This window comes from Mesorhizobium sp. Z1-4, from assembly GCF_004000235.1.
Lineage (GTDB): Bacteria > Pseudomonadota > Alphaproteobacteria > Rhizobiales > Rhizobiaceae > RCIO01.
The window spans coordinates 687,833-705,738 of the sequence record NZ_RCIO01000002.1; the positions used below are offsets into that span (position 1 = coordinate 687,833).

Genomic DNA, 17,906 nt, shown 5'->3' on the forward strand with positions numbered 1-17,906 from the left:
CGGCCGTATCTACAAGCCTCACACAAGGCACGGCGCCTATCGGTATTGTCATTGATTCTGTAATCGGGGCCGGCTTGTGGGTATTCTCATTGGAATGGTTGTCACCTTTGGCTGCGTGCTCGGCGGCTATATGGCCATGGGCGGCTATCTCGACGTCCTGTGGCAGCCATGGGAAGTGGTGATCATCTGCGGCGCCGCCCTCGGCATTTTCTTCGTGGCCAATCCGATGTCGGTCGTGAAGGATTCCGGCAAGGCGATGCTGGACGCCTTCAAGCAGTCGGTGCCGAAGGAGCAGGACTATCTGGAGCTTCTGGGCGTGCTGCACAGCCTCATGCGCGAGCTCAGAACCAAGCCCCGCAACGAGGTTGAAGCGCATATCGACAACCCCGAGGAATCATCGATCTTTCAGGCCTTTCCCAGAGTGCTGAAAGACCACGACCTGACCCATTTCATCTGCGACTATTGTCGCATCATCATCATCGGCAACGCCCGTCCGTTCGAGATCGAGGCGCTGATGGACGAGGAAATTCACACGGTCAAACACGACAAGCTGAAATCATATCATGCGCTTCAGCAGATGGCGGACGGGTTCCCCGCACTCGGCATCTGCGCAGCGGTGCTGGGCGTCGTCAAGGCGATGGGCGCTCTAGATCAGTCGCCGGAAATCCTCGGTGGCCTGATCGGCGCCGCGCTGGTCGGCACCTTCCTTGGCATCTTCATGGCCTATGCCGTTGTGGGTCCGATCGCTGCCAAAGTGAAAGTGGTCCGGGAGAAGCGGACGCGCCTCTACATCATCGTGAAGCAGACCTTGCTTGCCTACATGAACGGCTCGTTGCCGCAAGTCGCGCTTGAGTTCGGGCGCAAGACCATTTCGTCCAAGGACCGTCCGTCGATCGATGCGGTCGAAGAGAGCACGCTTAACGCCGGCGGCGAAGCCGCCAAGGCGGCCTGATTGGCGCGGAAGGTGGTCAAGGTGCTTTCCAAATGAGCAGTCAGCCGGCGCCGGTGCAGATGCGAGATCTGATTGTCGAACGCCTGACGGGCGAGACCGGCAATCCGGACCATGTTCTGGATACCGCCCGGGCATGCGCTGCGCGGTGCGTGCCCGACATTGCCAGCTATTTCGAAGAAGAGCTCGGCACATCTGTCGAGGTCGAACTGGGCGACATCGAAATCTGCCGCATGACCGATGTGCGGCTGCCGGAGGGCAGCTTCGGCGCGATGATGGTGGCAACCGCCGAGATATCGCCCGATGCGCTGTTCATGACCCTGGATGCCGAGGCGATAACCATCGCCGTCGGAGCGTTGTTCGGGGCGGATGCGGAGCAGGCGCTGGCGCCGATCACCCGCATGCCGTCCGAGATCGAAATCGAAATCACGGCCAAGATTTTCGATACGGTCGCACAGATATTCAACGGCTCCGGCGAGCGCTCCTTCGGCATCAGATTTCCGCTCGAGGAGCCCATTGTCGGCGAGGAAATCGGCGCCCGCGCGATGCGCGACGGGCCCGCCGCGCGGATCGTGTTCGAACTGGTTTTCGGCGCAAATCGCGGCAGACTTACCGTGGCTCTTCCGCAGCGCGTGCTTATTCAGCTTCGAGGCGATGCAACGGCCAACACCTCTGCGCCAGCGGGCGCGTGGCGGGCAAAGTTCAACGAAGAGGTGATGCGATCCAGGCTGCCGCTCACCGCCGCGATCCCGATCGGCGAAATGACGCTGCGCGAGATTGCAGGTTTTGAGGCTGGCCAGGTGATCGCGTTTCCCGAACAGGCACAGTCGCAGGCGCGGCTCACGGCGCGCGACCAGGTGCTGTTCGTTTGCGAACTCGGCAAACTCGGACATAATTATACAGTGCGCATCCTGCAGCCGTTCGATGCACATGAAGATTTCGTAGAAGGGCTAATTTCAGCATGACTGATCCGAACCCAACCGCAGCGCATGACGATGAAGCACCGATCGAGGCGCCCGACGCCACCGCCGATCAGCCTGCCGATGACGATCAGCTGTCCAAGGCAATCGAAGAACTGCGGGGCGTATTGAACGAATCCGACGATGCGAGCCCGGCAACGGCCGGCTCTGCGTCTGGCTCCAATGCCGGCATCATCCTCGGCATTCCGGTTGAAGTGCAAATCGTGCTCGGCAGTACCGAAATGCCGGTTTCGGAACTGATGGCTCTGCAGAAGGGGGCCACCGTGTCCTTGAACAGGCGCATTGGCGAACCGGTCGATGTGATGGTGAACGGCCGCAAGATAGCAAAAGGCGAGATCACGGTGCTTGAGGACGACCCATCGCGCTTCGGAATCAAGCTCACGGAAATCAACACTGCCACTCGTGGCCGGTAGCGGAAGCGGTTTCGTTCCAGAGATATGAGCCAGTTGCCAACCCTGTCGCGGTCGCAGAAAGCAGCAGCCATTCTGGTTGCAATGGGCAAGCCATCTGCCGGAAAGCTGCTCAAATTCTTCAAACAGGAAGAGCTGCGCGGCCTGATCGAGGCTGCGCGCTCGCTCAAGACGATTCCGCAGAGCGAACTCGACCGCATCGTTTCAGAATTCGAGAGCGAGTTCGCCGAAGGCGCCGGCCTGCTCGATTCCGGCGACACCATGAACAACATCCTGACCGAAACGCTGACACCGGAAGAGGTGGATGCAATCATGGACGGGGAGAAGAAGGTCGACGAAGCGCCCAAGGAGACGTTCTGGCCGCAGCTCGAAAAGCTGCCGGCGGAAAGAGTGGCCGCGGCGCTGGAGCGCGAACATCCACAAACCGTCGCGCTTGTCCTTTCCACCATAGCAGCTCCGGCATCGGCGGCGATCATGGTGAAACTGCCAAAGCCGGTTCGCGGTGAGGTGGTCAAGCGCATGATGGCGCTCGGCAAAGTTACCGACAAGGCGCGCGAGCTGGTCGAAAACAAGTTGCGGGCAAAGCTGACCGACGAGAGCTCGGTGCGCGACAACTCGGCCGGCCAGAAGCGGGTTGCGGGCGTTCTCAACGAACTCGACAAGTCGCTCCTCGACGATGTCATGGAAGATATGGTCGCGGCCGGAACTCCGGACCTGGAGGAGCTGAAATCCAAGCTCTTTGCCTTTGAGGACGTTGTGCTCCTTTCGCAGGCCGCGCGTGTCGCTCTCTTCGACAACATCCAGACCGAGATGGTCACGGTTGCACTGCGCGGAGCCGAAGCCGCGTTGGCCGAAGCCGTACTTTCGGCGATCGGCGCGAGGTCCCGCCGCATGATTGAGTCCGAACTGAAAGACGCGGCCGGTAACATACCCGCCGACGAAATCAGCGCGGCCAGGCGCTCCATCGCTTCGACCGCCATCCGCCTTTCGTCCGAAGGCGCTCTCGTGCTGCCCGGCCAAGCAGATGGCGAAGAAGCCGCCGCCAACGCTGCCTGACCTGAACCGAGGGAGCGGACGCGGTGTCTGAGAAGCCGGACAAAGAAAGCAAAACAGAAGACGCTTCCGAGAAGAAGATCCGTGACACGATCGAGAAGGGCAAACTGCCCTTCGCACGCGAAGCGCCAATTTTCGCTTCCTTTGTTGCCATCCTGCTATTTGCGATCTTCTTTGCCGAACACAGCGCCGCCCGAATGGCGGGCTTCCTTTCGCTGTTTCTCGAAAAGCCCGAAGACTGGCCGCTCGGTACCGAACGCGACGTCATCCTGATCATGCAGATCGTCATGTTCGAGTGCGGGAAGGTGCTGGCGGCGCTGATGGTTCTGCTGGTGACGGCGGCAATCGCGGCCTCGATACTTCAGAACACACCGCGCTTCGTGCTTGAGCGGGTCAAGCCGCAGCTTTCGAGGATATCCCTGAAGGAAGGTTTTACCCGCCTTTTCGGCGCGCAGGGATTTGCGGAGCTGCTCAAATCGCTCGGCAAGCTCACTTTCGCCGGCGTTATTCTCGCCATCGCGATGCGCAACGCGCAGTCGGAGCTCATTTCGGGCATGAGCACGCACCCGGCGGTGTTCGGCTTCGTCATAAACGACATCGCAAAAGAGATCCTGATTGCAATCACGCTGGTCATGCTGGTGATCGCGGTGGCCGACATTCTGTGGTCGCGGTTCCACTGGCTGCAGGATCTGCGCATGACGCGCCAGGAGGTCAAGGACGAGCTCAAGCAGACCGTGGGCGACCCGATCGTGCGCATGCGCATGCGCTCGCTGCAGCGCGATCGTGCGCGCCAGCGCATGATGTCGGCGGTGCCGACCGCGACGCTGGTGATCGCCAATCCGACCCACTACGCCATCGCGCTGCGGTACGTGCGCGAGGAAAACGACGCTCCGGTCGTTGTGGCAAAGGGTCAGGACCTCGTTGCCCTGAAAATCCGCGAGATCGCCGAGGCGAACGGGGTTCCCGTGTTCGAGAACGTCGCGCTCGCCCGCTCCATGTACAAACAAGTTTCGATCGATAGTCTCATCCCAGCTCAGTTCTATCAGGCAGTCGCTGAGCTGGTCCGTATCGTCTACGCGCGCAAGCCGGCTTCAGCCCACTAGGAACCACCAATGCACAAGCAGGCCTATTCCATCTCAAGGGAAGCGATTGTCGCGAATGCCATCCAGGATTTCGTCGCCGAATTGCGGATGGTCGAGCTGGCCGACTATGTATCGTTCATCCATCTCGGGCATCTGGCAAATCTGGCGGATATCGTGGATTCCGCGGCCGAGCTGTATTTCATGCCCGGCACGCTGAGGCTCGGACATGGCGGCAACCTCGACCTCAGCTGGAGCGGCGAGCAGAAGGTGGTGCTCGACCTGGAGTTGAAGCCGGCCGGTGCGACCGTGTTCTTTTCATTGTCGCTCGGAGACCAGCAGGCAGGTATCGACGTCAACTATGTCGCTTTCGACCGACCTGCCGACGAGCCGGAGACGAACACCGCATTTCTGGAAACCGCACTGGAGGCATCCCGTATCCGCAAGAGCACACCAATGCGGATGGCGGGCTGAAAAGCCTAGTCGAACATTCCGAGACGCAGCGCCTTCGCTACCGCATGCACCCGATTGACGGCATTGAGCTTTCGGCTTGTGTTGGTCAGGTACTGATTTGCGGTGTGAACCGAGAGCCCGAGCTTGTCGGCGATTTCGTCGCTGGTCAGGCCATTGGCGGTCAGCATCAGGCACTCGAGTTCGCGCTTGGAGATGGCGGGGGTGCTGTTGCCGGCGGGCGGACCAAGCCGCGCGATGACGCCGAACAGCGCAAAGCAGCGGGCGTGGATATCGCACAGGGCGGCTGCGTTCAAAACCAGCCGCTCGCCAGTCAGAACAATTGTGCCTTCGGGTCCGTGTTCGGCCGCGACGGGTAGCGCCAGGCCGGATTGCGAACCGGCCGGCACCTCGATGCGTTCGGCGAAATGCGCGTCAGCGAAAACAGCCTGATCCTCGGATTTCGACCACCAGAGCGGCCTTGCTGTCCCGGAGATGCGTTTTGCGAAGCGGTCGCCCAGCAACGCCGTCATCATTTTCGAACGCTCGGAAATACCTGGATAGTGCGCATCGAGACATGGGACGAGCTGACGCCGTTCTCCACGCTGGACAATGATGAAGGTGGCGAAATGGGTGGCGTGTATTTCTTCGGCCATGCGCCGCAGTTTGCGCATCGCGTCAGGCAGCGTGTCCAGTCGGATGACCTGCGCTTCAGGCGGTTCCGCCGCAGCGTCGCTGACCGGATTCAGCATCGCGCAGCGCTGCCTTTGCGGACGATCCGCATCAGATGATCCCGCTTCGAATTGCGAGCGCCACTGCCATGGTGCGGTTGCGCGCCGCTAGCTTCTGGATCGCGTGGGTCAGATAGCTGTTGATGGTGTTGGAGGAGACGTCGAGGATTGTCGCGATATCCATTGTCGTCTTGCCTTCGGCGACCCAACCCAGACATTCGCGCTCACGCACCGAGATGGGATAGTCGGGCGCTGCTTCCTCTGCGCCGCTGCCCGTCGACGACAGTGCATAAGACAGCGCCATGAGAGCCGCAGGCAGTTGCGCCGGGTTCAGCCTGTTGAGGCGGCTTGCCGAAAACAAAACGAGATAGTGCCGGTTGCAGGCGCGAAGGCGCGCCGAGACGAAATCGCGGTGTCCGGCGCTATCGAGCTGCACGGCTGTTCCGGGAGGCAGAGCCGCCAGGGAAAGCGGCCGCCAGCTGCGGGCCGGCGCTCCGACGAACGCGGTCACGGGAGCGCCGGCAAGTGCCAGCAGGCCCTCATGGCCAAGCGTTTCGACGCTGTCGAAGGTCCAGTTCGCGGCGATGATCCTGACTTCGTCATTGCCACGTTCACTGCCGATCCTGGCAATCAGATAGTTGTCGGCGCCCAGTTGCGCGGAAAGGTCCAGCAGGAAGCGCAGAAGGCCCGCCCTGTCCACCGGGAGCGAAGCTTCGCCGGTTGGTTCACGGAGGAGGGCAAGGCTGTTCATTGGAGTGCCGCTGGTTCCTGGTTCGTCGCTTTGGTCAATCCGCAGGAGACGCGCGGGTCACGATACTAAAGGCACGAATCCGTACGCCGACGGCAGCGAGCTGCCGTCCTGCGGATACACGCTTGAACGGGAATCACTTCTGAGCGGCAACGAAGAAAGCGAATCACTGCCGATGCCTGAGGATTAGGCAAGCTTTGGAATCACGTCAAGAATCGGAGCCTCGGGACCGGCGATTTTCTTTCCGGCCGGCTGCGTCGCTCGCGGAAAAGAGCTGCCCGAACCGGGCCGGTAGGGCCGTTCCCCAGGCGTGCACGATGCTCAAAAAATACGCGATGGCGACAAAGCCTCGGCGGCGATGCGGGCATCGCTCAGTGCTGCAGGAGGGGGCTGTCGCGTGACGATCGCTGCTGTCAGCCATGCCATCGCGGGCGCGGTCTGCACACCGTAGCCGCCCTGGCCGGCGAGCCAGAAAAACGATGGCGCGTCGGCGTCGAAACCGCAGACCGGCGTTCTGTCCGGCAGGAAGCTGCGCAGGCCGGCCCATTTGCTGTCGATGCGCCGCACGTCCAGCCCGAACGCCTTCTCGATACGATCGATACAGATGGCGATGTCGATTTCCTCGGGTGCCGCGTCGCATGGCGGGCTTGGTGTCTCGTCGCCGGGGGAGGCCATCAGCTTGCCGGCTTCCGGCTTGATGTAGAATTCCTCGTCGGCGTCGATGACCATCGGCAAATCACTGACGGCGAGGCCTTCCGGAGCGTCGATGACGACCGCGGAACGGCGTAGCGGTGTGAGCGGCATGTCTCGTGCACCGGCCAGTTTCCCGAGTTCGGCCGCCCAGGCGCCGGCCGCATTGACCAGCGTGCGGCAGGAAAATCCGCCCTTGGCCGTCTCGACCGTCCAGCGGCCGCCATTGAAGGTCATGCCGCCTACCGCACTGGAGGTGTGCAATTCACCTCCTGCCTGCCGGAACAATCGCAGGTAGCCATGCAGCAAAGCGTTCACATCGATGTCGCTGGCTTCCTTGTTGCGAAACCCGCAAACCGCATAACCTTCCCTGAGATGCGGTGCCGCTTGTGCCAGTTCTTCGGCGTCGAGCCATTCCAGCAGCTTGCCGTCGTCATTGCTGTCGTCGAACAGGCGGCGCAGCCGCTCTGCCTGGTCGGCGCGTGCCACATGCAGGATCGGGCGCGGCGACAGAAGCGGGTGATCGGCAAATCCGGCAGGCGGTGTGCGGAAGAAGTGCTCCGAAGCTCGGGTCAATCTGCGGATGACGCTGTTGCCGTAAGATTGCGCCAGGATCGCTGCCGAGCGGCCGGTGGCGTGATAGCCGGGCTGCTGCTCCATTTCGAGGATTGCGACTCTCAGACCGGTGCGCGCGAGCTCGCAGGCTGCCGAAACTCCGGCGATCCCGGCGCCGACGACAACGATGTCAAAGGTCTTGTCCATGTCCCTGCCCGGGCCGGTGCCCGGCTGATGAAATCAACGCGGCGATTACATCAGCCCCGGCAGCCACAAGACAAGATCGGGCGCTGCAATCAGTGTCGCCATCAACAGAAGCAGCACCGCGAAGTAGGGCACTACCGCGCGGGCGATATGTGTCATCGTCTCGCCGGTGATCCCCTGAATCACGAACAGGTTGAAGCCGACCGGCGGTGTCAGCTGAGCCATCTCGATCGTCACCACGAGGAAGATGCCGAACCACAGCGGATCCCATCCGGCGGCAAGCACGGCGGGCAGTGCGATCGGCAGCGTCACCACGATCATCGACATGCCGTCCAGAATGCAGCCGAGGCAGATGTAGATCACCAGCAGGATCAGCACCACGCCGAGCGGCGAGAGTTCCGCGCCGCTTACCAGACCGACGACATAGGTCGGTATCTGCAGATAGTTGAACGCCACCGACAGGAATGCGCCGCCGCTGGTTATGAGCGCCAGCATGCTCGAGGTGCGAACAGTCGCAACTGCAGCCTCGTGCAGGGTCCGGAAGCTGAGGTCGCGCCCAAGCGCTGCGAGGCCGATTGCGCCGGCGACACCCAGTGCCGCGGCTTCCGTCGGGCTGGCGAAGCCGCCATAGAGCCCGACAATCAGCAACAGGATCAGTGCCGTGATCGGCCCCAGCTTACGGATGCTGGCGAGCCTGTCCCTTGCCGAAAAGCGCATCTGGTCGGATGAGGACGTGCCGCGGATGAAGGACAAGACCATTGTCATCAGCGAGAAGCCGAACGCCAGAACCAGCCCCGGCACGATGCCGGCAATAAAAAGCTTGAGGATGGAGACCTCGGCCAGAACGCCATAGACGATCATCGGCAGGCTCGGCGGTATCAGGAAGCCGATGGTGCCGGCACCGGCGAGCGACCCGATGGCGATGGTGCGGTCGTAGCCGCGCTTGTCGAGTTCGCTCAGCGTTATCCGGCCGACGGTGGCGGTGGTGGCGGCAGACGATCCCGAAACGGCGGCGAACAGGGTGGAGGCGATGACGTTTATGTGCAGCAACCGGCCGGGCAGCCACGTCGTCCATGGTGCAAGGCCGGTGAACATGTGATCGGAAATGCGGGTGCGAAACAGCACCTCCGCCATCAGGATGAAAAGCGGCAGCGCCAGAAGCTCGGTCGAGCTGACGGTGTTGAAGAGGTTCTGTGCCAGCACCTTGTCGACTGGCAGGGTGTGGAACATCTCAAGCCCGAAGATGCCGGTGGCCATCATCGAAAGCCCGATCCACAGGCCGCCGGCCAGAAGCAACGCAAATGTCACAACGAGTGTCGTGATGGTAACGCTCATTCCGGCGTCTCCGGGTTCGTCGCGTGGCCGCGTGTAAGCAGAAGCACCAGCTGTGCCGCAAAAGCGCAGGCGAAAATTCCCATGCCCAGCGCGACAAAAGCCTGCGGCAAGGCCAACGGCAGCGAAAGCTCCCACGATTTCGAGCCGCGGGTGAGTGATGTGAGGCTCAGATTTGCGAGCGCCAGGCAGGTATAGCTGCTGACAGCGAGTGCGAGGGCGAGCACAAGCCCTTCAAGCAGCTTCGCCGGCAGCCCTTTCAGTGCACTCGACACCATGAGGACACGCACATGCGCTTCGGCGCGCAGGGCAGGGGCCAGACCCAGATAGAGCATTGCCGACATCAGGAACGCGGCGAGTTCCCAGCTTCCGGCGAGCGACTTGGTGAACAGGTTGCGCAAGGCCAGTTCGGTCAGGAGAACGGCGAATATCAACCAGAGAAGGACCGCGGAAACGAATTCCGCGATCCTGGTCAAAAGGTCCATGCCGCGTTCGGCGGCATGGACTATTGCGGGCTGCGCCTTCACTTGCGCTCGGCAAGATACGCGTCGAGGACCGGACGCGCTTCCGCGCCGCCGTTTTCCGCAAACGCGTCCCACTGTTTCCTGGCCGCTTCAACAAGCGCTTCTGCAAAGGCGTCGCTCGGTTCTGAAACAGCCATGCCCTGCTCGCCAAGCTCTTTCAGACGTACGGTGTCTTCCGTCTCGGCCACGGCACGCAGCTCCGGCTCCATGCGGGCTGCGATATCCATGATGATCTTCTGGTTTTCGGCCGAGAGCGCATTGAAAGCGTCGAGGTTCACGGCGACCACTGCGGTCGGGTTCACGTAGCTGATCGTGTTGACCGCGCCCATGAACTCCCAGAACTTGCCGTCGACACCGGATGTCGAAGAGGTGGCGATGCCATCGAGGCCGCCCGATGCGAGTGCCACGAGAGCGTCCGCCCAGGGCATCAGCACGGGAGCCGCGCCGACATCTGCAAGGAAGTCGGTGCTCGATTTGTTGGCGGTACGGATTTTCAGCGCGGAGAGATCCGAAACCTCTGCCACCGGTTCGCTGGTGTAGAGCTGGGCGCCCGGCCAGAAGACGGAATAGAGGATCTTCTGGTTGTTGCGCTCGGCAATCTTGTCATAGGTCGGCTTCGCGAGTGCGTTCAGCTTCGCGGCATCGTCGAAACCGCGCGTCAGATACGGCAAGCCCTGGATGGCAAAGAACGGCTCGTCGCCGACCGCCGTATCCAGGTGGTAATGCGCGATCGGCACGATACCGTCGCGCACCGCGCCGAGTACTTCCGGTCCCTTGAGGCCGAGCGATCCGCCGGCCATGACTTCGATTACGACTTCGCCGTTGGTTTCTTCCTTCACCGCCTCGGCAAATTTCAACGCGTTTTGCGTATCGAAATTGCCGGCCGGGAAATTGATGTGCATTTGCCAGGTAGTCTGCGCATTCGCGGCAGTCGTCATAAGAACGAGCGCTGCAGCAACGGTCGTGAATTTCATCGGACTTCCTCCTTGTTGGTTCAGTACCAGGTTGAAAAGTTGCGGCCGGGCTTCTTGGTGTCCCGTTGTCTCGGGGGGTGTGTTGGTTTCAGATCGAATTGAAGAATGTCTGCATGCGGTCCATCGCCTGCGTCAGGCGCTCATTGCTTTCGGAACCGAAGCAGACGCGCAGCCGGCCCTCGCCGGCCGAGCCGTAGAAAGCACCGGATTCGACGACGACATCGGCCTCGTCGAGGAGCCGTTCTGCCGCCGTCTGGCTGCTCAGGCCCGTCGCTGAAATGTCGGGAAAGGCATAGATCGTTCCCTGCGGCAGCGCACAGGTGACACCCGGCATCTGGTTGAGGCGCTCGACGACAAGATTGCGTTTGTGCCGGTCCTCCGCCACCAACTCATCCAGAACGTGCCCGGGGCCCTGCAGCGCCGCCTTTCCGCCATGCTGGATGAAGGTGTTTACGTGGGTGACCTCGGTGGCGACGATCTTTGCGATCGCGGCCAGCGGCGCCGGCGCGGCCGTCAGATACCCAAGCCGCCAGCCGTCCATCGCATAGGCTTTGGTGAAGGCGTACATGGAGACCGTGCGCTCTGCCATGCCGGGCAGTGCGGCGATGCTGATGTGGGTGGCGCCGTCGAATACGATGTGATCGTAGACCTCGTCGGCGATGACATAGAGGTCGTGCTTGCGGGCCAGATCAGCCAGACCTTCCAGCTCTTCGCGGCTGTAGACACGGCCGGTCGGGTTGGCGGGGTTCACGATGACGATTGCCTTGGTGCGGCTGGTAATCGCGGCTTCGATCGCACCGGCATCGATGGAATAGCCGTTCGCCGCGTCGAGCTTCACCGTTACCGGCCGGGCGCCAGCCATCTCGATCTTACCGAGATGCTGCGGGTAAAAAGGCTCTAGCAGGATGACTTCATCGCCGTCATCGATGAGCGCCATGAAGGCGGCATAAGAGGCCTGGGTCAGGCCGTTGGTGACTATGACATCCTGCGGTCCGACATTCATCCCGTTGTACGAATTCAGCTTCTGCGCGATTGCCGCGCGAAACTCGGGCAGGCCCGGCAGGTCGCTGTAGTGCACCTCGCCGGCCCGAAGGGCATTCACCGTGGCCTCGACGATATGTGCGGGTGTGGTCTGGTAGGGGCGGCCCAACTCCAGGTGGATCAGGTCGCGCGCGGGATCGTTGATCCCGGCCGCTTTCGCGAACATCCCGTAATCTTTCTTCGAAGTCCGGGTTACGCGGCGCGCAAGATCGCGCATGTCGCCTCCTGTATGACGGTTCACAGAATGATTGCCGGTTGGCTGTCTTTAGGATAAACAAAGTTTGATCAAATGAGCAATCCATAAAATTGAGGCTGTGGAATGACGGACAGATGGGCCATCTCCTCGGGATCGAAATTCGAGGAACTCGCGGGCTACAGCAGGGCGGTGGTGGACGGAGAGTTCATCTTCGTCTCGGGCACGGTCGGCTACGACTTCAAGACGGGCGCGATTCCGGAAGGTGCCGAAGCACAGACGCGTCAGGCTCTCGCCAATATCGCCGAGGCACTGGCGCAGGCAGATGCCACCCTCAAGGATATCGTTCGGGTGCGCGTCTTCCTGACCAGGCGCGAAGACATCGTCCCCGTGTCGCATATCCTGGGAGCGACGTTCAGCGATCCCAAGCCAACCAATACGACTGTGATCGTCACACTCGCCGAAGAAGAAATGCGCGTGGAGCTTGAAGTAACGGCGCTGAAACGCTGAGCGGCTAGCCCGTAATTTCGCGCAGCGGACCGTGCATCTGGCTGCGCGTGCGCCGAATGTCGTCCTCGATCGCATCGGCGGCGGCGTCTGCGTCGCCGGCGCGAAAGGCATTCACGATCTGCCGATGTCCCTCTGCATAAACGTCGTGGCCGCCATCGGTACGGGCGTTGTTCAGGTGATCCGACAGGAGCCTCATATAGGGTCCGTATTGCAGCCAGAGCGACTCGATGAGCGGTGGCAGCACGGCTGAGCCGGATGCGCGGTAAATCGCGAAATGGAACGTCCGGTTCTTCATCAGCATGTCGAACACGTCGCGGTGGTTGGCGACTTCGGCATGAATGCGCGCCAGCCGGTCGATCTCGTTCACAATCTCGGCGTCCGAGTGAGCCACGGCGAGAACCGTTGCCCGGCGTTCAAGCAGCACGCGTGCTTCGGTGATGTCGTCAAGCCGGTTTGCGTCCACCGCGGGAACCCGGGCGGAGCCGCCGGTTCCGACGTTCAAAGCACCTTCGGCCACGAGGCGGCGCAACGCTTCGCGTGCCGGCATATGGCTGGTGCCGAACGCTTCCGAGATCGCGCCGATGGTCAGGACCTGGCTCGGATCGAACCGGCCGACCGACAGCGCATCGCGCAGTTCGCGGTAAACCGCCTCGCCGACGGTCGCCCGCGACGCTACCGGTTCGAAGTGTGAAAGAGCCGGTCTGGCATGCGCTTGTGGCACCGTCTGGACAATCCTCGCTGGAAGAAGAACACCGCGCACATGCCTTAGAGCACTTCTTCGCCAAACACCACATTGCCAGCGCGGCGAAGCACGGTCTTGAAGCCGCTCCGAGGTCCCGCGCGCATTGGGCCCCACAGGCCACCCCAAATAGGGGATGTCTTCTGGCGCTGCCGATTGGATCACAAGGGATCGCAACTCGGTCGGCGCGCGAGCCGCGCCAAACGGATAATTGGCTTGGAACAGAATCTGCATGCGGATAGGGCCGGTTCGGGCGGCCGGGATAACGGTTTCGCTGCCTTTTTCGACCGCGAAATCGCGCCGGCCCTGGCAGAAGTGGAACGGCAGCGTTCACGCCGGATGCTGCTCGTCTATGAGCTTGGCGGACTAGGGCTTTTCGCCGGTGCCGGTGTGTTCGTTGCGACGGCGACGGACATGCATGCAATTCTGGGGATCTCCCGCAACCTGCTGCAGATTTCCTGCTTCGCGGTGATGTTCGGTTCCCTGCTGGCTGCGTTTTTCGCCTACCGGGCGCTCTATCGGCGCTTCAAGGGCGTGCTCGCCGGCAAGGTCGCCGCCTACCGCGGGCTGGAGTACCGAACGGGCGGCTTCGAGTTTCCCCTGGAGCGCTTTGAGCCATTGCTGCCTTACCACCGGAGCCACCGGCTGGAAGACCGGCTGGCCGGTGCGCACAAGGGCGTCGACATCGAGCTCTGCGAGGGCCGGTTCAAGAGACCGGGTGCAAAGGACAAAAAAGACAAGACCGTCTTCAACGGGCTGTTGCTTTCATACAGTTTCCCCAAGCCGTTCAGCGCGCAGACGGTTGTGCTGCCCGATCATGGAGCGGTCGGGAACCTGCTGGAAAGGATGCGCCAGGAGGGCGATCCGGTTCAGCTCGAAGGTCTCGCTTTCGAAGACCGCTTCGAGGTCTATTCGACCGGAAAGCTCGAAGCCTTCCGCCTTCTGACACCGGCGTTCATGGAAAAAATCGAAGCGCTGGCCGCTCATTTCGGGACAAAACGCGGGCTGGCTCTGGCTTTTCTCGAAAACCGGCTTCTGATCACCGTTCGCCGCAACCGCACGAACGACCAGTTCGAATCCGGGCATCTGTTCCGGCCGGTTGCCGACTGGCCTGAGCGCGCCCGCAAGGTCGACGCACAGATCGCGGCCATGCTCGATGTTGTTGACGTTCTCAACATCGCCGCCGCCGACAAGAAACAGGAAGGTGCCAGCCGATGACAATCGTACTCATAGTGGCAGTTGTGCTCGTTCTCGGGTTCGTCATTGTACAGAACCGGCTGGTGGGTGCGCGAAACGCGGTGCAGTCGGCCTATTCCGGCATTCAGGTGCAGCTCAAAAGGCGTCATGATCTGGTGCCTGCACTGGTCGACAGCGTTCGCAGCGCCATGGCGCAGGAGGAAAAACTGTTCGACCGCATCCTGGCGGTGCGCGAAAAGGCGGTCGATGCGGTCAACAAAGGCGCGATGGACGCAATCAGATCGGCCGAAGAGGAACTGACCTCGTCGCTGCGCCAGTTTTTCGGTTATGCCGAAGATCACCCCGAGATCACCTCGACCGGGAACATCAGCAAGTTGCAGGCGCAGTTGGAGGAGACCGAGGACCAGATCAGTGCTGCCCGGCGCCTCTACAACGGCAATGTTGCCTACTTCAACACGATGCTCGATGCCATCCCGTCCAATTGGGTCGGGAACATGCTGAGCATGAAGCGCGCGGAATTCTTCACGCTTGGCGAGGAAGAGGCCAAGCAGGTGGAAACAATGCCTCGCGTCAACCTGCCCGGCGCTCGGGAATGAACGGCGTGCGCTCTCATTGGGACCCCATCAAGGGGTCGATCGATGTCGCCACCGACGACATCTCAAACATCCGCAAGGGCATTGCAGTCCCGCAGTGGTTGAAACAGGCGTCTCTTATTGGCGCTCTCCTCGGCATTGTGTGGGTCATGGCGGCGGGCATCTGGACCGGCGACTTTCCGTTTGTCGCGGTTGGCGCGACAACGGTGTTGTGGGCTCTCTTCCTGGGCGTGGAGCATTTGGCAAACAGCGATGGCCGCAAGTCCATCCGCCGGGTGAAACTCGCGCGGAAAAACGGCTGGACTTACACCGGCAAGCTGCTCGAGCGGGTGCGCGAGTTCGCCACCGTCAGAGACAGCGAGGGCATTGACCGCAGGACGCAGCTGGTCAAATCCGAGCGCATGCTGGCGATCGAACGGCTCGTCCCGGAACTGACCAAGCTACAGGTCGGGGCATTTGCGGGTGCGCATCTTGATGGGGAGTTCTGGGGAGAAAGCAGCTCCGGCGGCCGTCCGTTCTGGCTCGCGGTCGGTTCCATGGAGATGAACGCAATGCTTGCCGCCGACCCGTCGCTTCGCAGCGACAGCCGCGGCGGGCGTGGCGGCTCGGGAGTGTTCTTTTCGTTTCTCGGTGCATACCGGATCGACCGCAAGACCGGTGTCCGCGCGGTCATCAAGCCGGAAAACGTAGCCAATGTCGGCGTGCTCGACCGCGACATGAAGACAGAATCCATTGCCTTCAACAACGCGTTCCACGTTTCGGGCGCGTCGAATGCGCCCGATATTTCGCTCGAGATCATGCGAATTCTGTCGCCGGCGACACAGGATGCGATGCTGAAGGCAAAGGAACGCTACCACAATGTCGGCTTCGTTCTCGACGATGACGTACTGTTTTTCATGGCGCAGGACAGGCTGGTCGGCGCCAACGCATCCGAGGACAGGATCGACGAAACTCTTGCCGGACTTGTGGCCGAGATGGAGAGAGCCGCGTTCGGCCTCAAACAATATGTCGAATAGGCAGGTGCGCCGCACCGATTGAATTCACTGACAATTCGCGTACGTAGAAACCCGCAGATGCCAATATTCATCTCCGGTTCATTCGCCAGTGCGACTATGTGGCCCTGGAGATTACGTATGCAGTACAAATACTTGCCGCGAAGCGATGCGCCCACGCTGATGTTTCGCGAATGGATGAGTGAGCCACCGCGCGGGCGCTCACCCGCAAAACGAGCGGTTTTTCTGGGCCACAGCCAACCCACTCATTCAGGCATGCTCGACCGTCTGGCTTCCGGTTTCAGAGCGGCCGGGTGGAATACGTTTTCAGGCGACATTCGCGGCCACGGCCTGAGCACCGACGCCACCAATCCGCCGGGACACCTCGACCGCAGATCCGGCTGGAAGGGCGCTATCGAGGACATGCGCTTCCTTTTCGAGCGCAGTTTCCAGGATGTCGCCTGGGAAGACCGGTTGATCGTCGTTCCCAACATCACCGCGCTGCTTACCCTGGAAGTCATGAAGGAGTGGCCGGACCTGGCTCGCAACATCGTGCTGATTTCGCCGCCGCCGAATCAGCGCACCTTCGCGCTTGTCGGAAAGACGTTCTCGGAGGTCCGCCTGCGCGTGAAGCATGCGGACGAGCCCGACGAACAATCCCTGCATCACCTCTACGCCTTTCTCGGCGCTCACCTGAAGGACAGGGAACACCCGGCGGATGTAATGAGCGCGGATCGTGCCGTGATCCAGCAGATCATCGACGACCCGCTCGCGTGGCCGGTGCCCACGCCGGCCTATTGGTCGAACATTTTCGGCGGCATGCTGTCAGCGTGGAAATGGCCTGCCGGAGCACGCGTGAAACAGGGAACGCGCTGCCTGATGTTGTTTGGCGGCGAGGATGCGATGCTGCGCAGCGGCGGATTTCTGCCGCCCATCCGCCGCTTCCTGACGCGCATTGGTGTCGCGGAAATCGCGGCTGAAAGGGTGGAGGGTGCGCGCACGGCGCTCTTCCTCGAGGAAGAAAAGTTCTCCATCAGCCGGCGCATTCTGGACTGGGTGGCCGACAAGCACCGGCCGGGCGACGATCTGCCGGAGGTGAACGTCGAACAGATCGCCACCGACGTTCTCGCGCGGTTGGGTGACCCTGACCGGACCCATCTCAATCCTGAAGAACTTGTCGAGCTTTGTTATAACGCAATCAACGACGAGCACCGCTGGACCGAAATCATCTACCGCGTGATTTATGAGGCTGAGCGGTCCGGAGATGACGCCGAGGACGATCTGGAAGAACGCATCAGCCGGCTGATGCCGCACTGGGAGCGTGCCTTCAACATCAACCGTCAGGTGATGATGGCGGCGACCATGGGCGTTCTCTTGCAGAACGTCGTTGAGCGGTTGCAGATCGGTGTTGCCATCCTGGACAAGGACGACGAGCTGCTGCATGCCAACACCGCCTACGCTGAAGCGCTCGCTTCGCTCTACCCGGGATATTCCGGCGAGATGGCGAACGGCGCCGGCGACATGCGTGCAACAAAACGACTGCTGGCGGACAACGTTCAGGGCGAAAGGAGGCCCGGAGGGTCCGAGCGAGTGCTTCTCGCCGGCGACCGCCCGGTCGGTTACCAGTTCTTTCCGGACGCGCTCAAGCAGACCGGTTTGCAGCGCCAGGGGCCGGCCAGCATTCTCGTTGTGCGCGCTGCCGCCGGCGCTGAAAGTTCACGCGAAAGCCAGCGCGTGCTTGCGGAGCTTGCCTATGGACTGACGGTCAAGGAAGCCGAGATTGCACTCGCCGTTGCTGCCGGCAAAGGCCCGGACGAGATCGCAGGTTCCATGGGCATTCAGGTCAGTACGGTACGCGGTCACCTGAAAAAGAGCTTCAGCAAGATGGGGGTTCACAGCCAGTCCGAACTTGCTGCCAGGGTCATGTCCGGTCCGCTTGGGTGGCTTGCCTAACTGCGCCGG

19 protein-coding genes are annotated in these 17,906 nt (G+C 61.6%); 11 read left to right on the forward strand and 8 right to left on the reverse strand.

The annotated features are described in order from the left end of the window. Window positions 1-76: 76 nt before the first annotated feature. The 6 genes from motA to EP165_RS10410 are packed head-to-tail and all read left to right on the forward strand — an operon-like array spanning window position 77 to window position 4,945. On the forward strand, window positions 77-952 hold the full coding sequence (motA, locus tag EP165_RS10385; protein WP_127522117.1) for a flagellar motor stator protein MotA: 876 nt from the start codon (window positions 77-79) through the stop codon (window positions 950-952). A 32-nt stretch (window positions 953-984) separates the two neighbouring features. Further along, a complete protein-coding gene (locus tag EP165_RS10390; protein WP_127522119.1) occupies window positions 985-1,914 on the forward strand; it encodes a FliM/FliN family flagellar motor switch protein in 930 nt (309 codons plus the stop codon). Continuing rightward, entirely contained in the window at window positions 1,911-2,342 is a 432-nt protein-coding gene (gene fliN, locus EP165_RS10395) for a flagellar motor switch protein FliN (RefSeq protein ID WP_127522121.1), read from the forward strand. The genes EP165_RS10390 and fliN overlap by 4 nt, the downstream gene beginning before the upstream one ends. Window positions 2,343-2,366: 24 nt before the next feature. Continuing rightward, window positions 2,367-3,395: a FliG C-terminal domain-containing protein gene (locus EP165_RS10400; RefSeq protein ID WP_127522123.1), complete on the forward strand. Its 1,029-nt coding sequence runs from the start codon at window positions 2,367-2,369 to the stop codon at window positions 3,393-3,395. Window positions 3,396-3,418: 23 nt separating this feature from the next. Then, window positions 3,419-4,495 carry a flagellar biosynthesis protein FlhB gene (flhB, locus tag EP165_RS10405; RefSeq protein WP_127522125.1) on the forward strand — a complete coding sequence of 359 codons (1,077 nt, stop codon included), beginning with the start codon at window positions 3,419-3,421 and terminating at the stop codon, window positions 4,493-4,495. 9 nt (window positions 4,496-4,504) lie between these two features. After that, a complete protein-coding gene (locus tag EP165_RS10410) occupies window positions 4,505-4,945 on the forward strand; it encodes a BspJ family T4SS effector nucleomodulin (RefSeq protein WP_127522127.1) in 441 nt (146 codons plus the stop codon). A gap of 5 nt (window positions 4,946-4,950) precedes the next feature. Here EP165_RS10410 and EP165_RS10415 read toward each other — a convergent pair whose 3' ends face one another. The 7 genes from EP165_RS10415 to EP165_RS10445 all read right to left on the reverse strand — a co-directional run bounded on the left by EP165_RS10415 (window position 4,951) and on the right by EP165_RS10445 (window position 11,937). Next, window positions 4,951-5,673, reverse strand: coding sequence for a helix-turn-helix transcriptional regulator (locus EP165_RS10415; RefSeq protein WP_127522129.1), 723 nt, complete (start codon window positions 5,671-5,673; stop codon window positions 4,951-4,953). Between the two features lie 31 nt (window positions 5,674-5,704). Then, window positions 5,705-6,403: a helix-turn-helix transcriptional regulator gene (locus EP165_RS10420; RefSeq protein ID WP_127522131.1), complete on the reverse strand. Its 699-nt coding sequence runs from the start codon at window positions 6,401-6,403 to the stop codon at window positions 5,705-5,707. Window positions 6,404-6,721: 318 nt separating this feature from the next. Further along, entirely contained in the window at window positions 6,722-7,852 is a 1,131-nt protein-coding gene (locus EP165_RS10425) for an NAD(P)/FAD-dependent oxidoreductase (protein WP_127522133.1), read from the reverse strand. A gap of 45 nt (window positions 7,853-7,897) precedes the next feature. Beyond that, on the reverse strand, window positions 7,898-9,184 hold the full coding sequence (locus EP165_RS10430; RefSeq protein ID WP_127522135.1) for a TRAP transporter large permease: 1,287 nt from the start codon (window positions 9,182-9,184) through the stop codon (window positions 7,898-7,900). After that, window positions 9,181-9,708, reverse strand: coding sequence for a TRAP transporter small permease (locus EP165_RS10435; RefSeq protein WP_127522137.1), 528 nt, complete (start codon window positions 9,706-9,708; stop codon window positions 9,181-9,183). The genes EP165_RS10430 and EP165_RS10435 overlap by 4 nt, the downstream gene beginning before the upstream one ends. Beyond that, window positions 9,705-10,679, reverse strand: a complete 975-nt coding sequence (locus tag EP165_RS10440) for a TRAP transporter substrate-binding protein (protein WP_127522139.1) — start codon at window positions 10,677-10,679, stop codon at window positions 9,705-9,707. The genes EP165_RS10435 and EP165_RS10440 overlap by 4 nt, the downstream gene beginning before the upstream one ends. An 88-nt stretch (window positions 10,680-10,767) precedes the next feature. Further along, the gene (locus tag EP165_RS10445) at window positions 10,768-11,937 is read right to left on the reverse strand and encodes a pyridoxal phosphate-dependent aminotransferase (protein ID WP_127522141.1); all 1,170 of its coding nucleotides are present in this window, start codon (window positions 11,935-11,937) and stop codon (window positions 10,768-10,770) included. Window positions 11,938-12,039: 102 nt separating this feature from the next. Here EP165_RS10445 and EP165_RS10450 point away from each other — a divergent pair, with 102 nt between their 5' ends. Next, the gene (locus tag EP165_RS10450) at window positions 12,040-12,423 is read left to right on the forward strand and encodes a RidA family protein (RefSeq protein ID WP_127522143.1); all 384 of its coding nucleotides are present in this window, start codon (window positions 12,040-12,042) and stop codon (window positions 12,421-12,423) included. A gap of 4 nt (window positions 12,424-12,427) precedes the next feature. Here the strand turns inward: EP165_RS10450 and EP165_RS10455 are convergent, their stop codons facing one another. Continuing rightward, on the reverse strand, window positions 12,428-13,144 hold the full coding sequence (locus tag EP165_RS10455; RefSeq protein WP_164742999.1) for a GntR family transcriptional regulator: 717 nt from the start codon (window positions 13,142-13,144) through the stop codon (window positions 12,428-12,430). 234 nt (window positions 13,145-13,378) lie between these two features. Between EP165_RS10455 and EP165_RS10460 the strand changes: the two genes are divergently transcribed. The 4 genes from EP165_RS10460 (at window position 13,379) to EP165_RS10475 (ending at window position 17,897) form a co-directional block, all read left to right on the forward strand. After that, window positions 13,379-14,380, forward strand: coding sequence for a DUF3137 domain-containing protein (locus EP165_RS10460; protein WP_127522147.1), 1,002 nt, complete (start codon window positions 13,379-13,381; stop codon window positions 14,378-14,380). Beyond that, window positions 14,377-14,955 carry a LemA family protein gene (locus tag EP165_RS10465; RefSeq protein WP_127522149.1) on the forward strand — a complete coding sequence of 193 codons (579 nt, stop codon included), beginning with the start codon at window positions 14,377-14,379 and terminating at the stop codon, window positions 14,953-14,955. Before EP165_RS10460 ends, EP165_RS10465 begins: the two co-directional genes overlap by 4 nt. After that, a complete protein-coding gene (locus tag EP165_RS10470; protein ID WP_127522151.1) occupies window positions 14,952-15,968 on the forward strand; it encodes a hypothetical protein in 1,017 nt (338 codons plus the stop codon). Before EP165_RS10465 ends, EP165_RS10470 begins: the two co-directional genes overlap by 4 nt. A 117-nt stretch (window positions 15,969-16,085) precedes the next feature. Beyond that, complete coding sequence (locus EP165_RS10475) at window positions 16,086-17,897, forward strand: serine aminopeptidase domain-containing protein (RefSeq protein ID WP_164743000.1); 1,812 nt, start codon at window positions 16,086-16,088, stop codon at window positions 17,895-17,897. Window positions 17,898-17,906 lie beyond the last annotated feature (9 nt).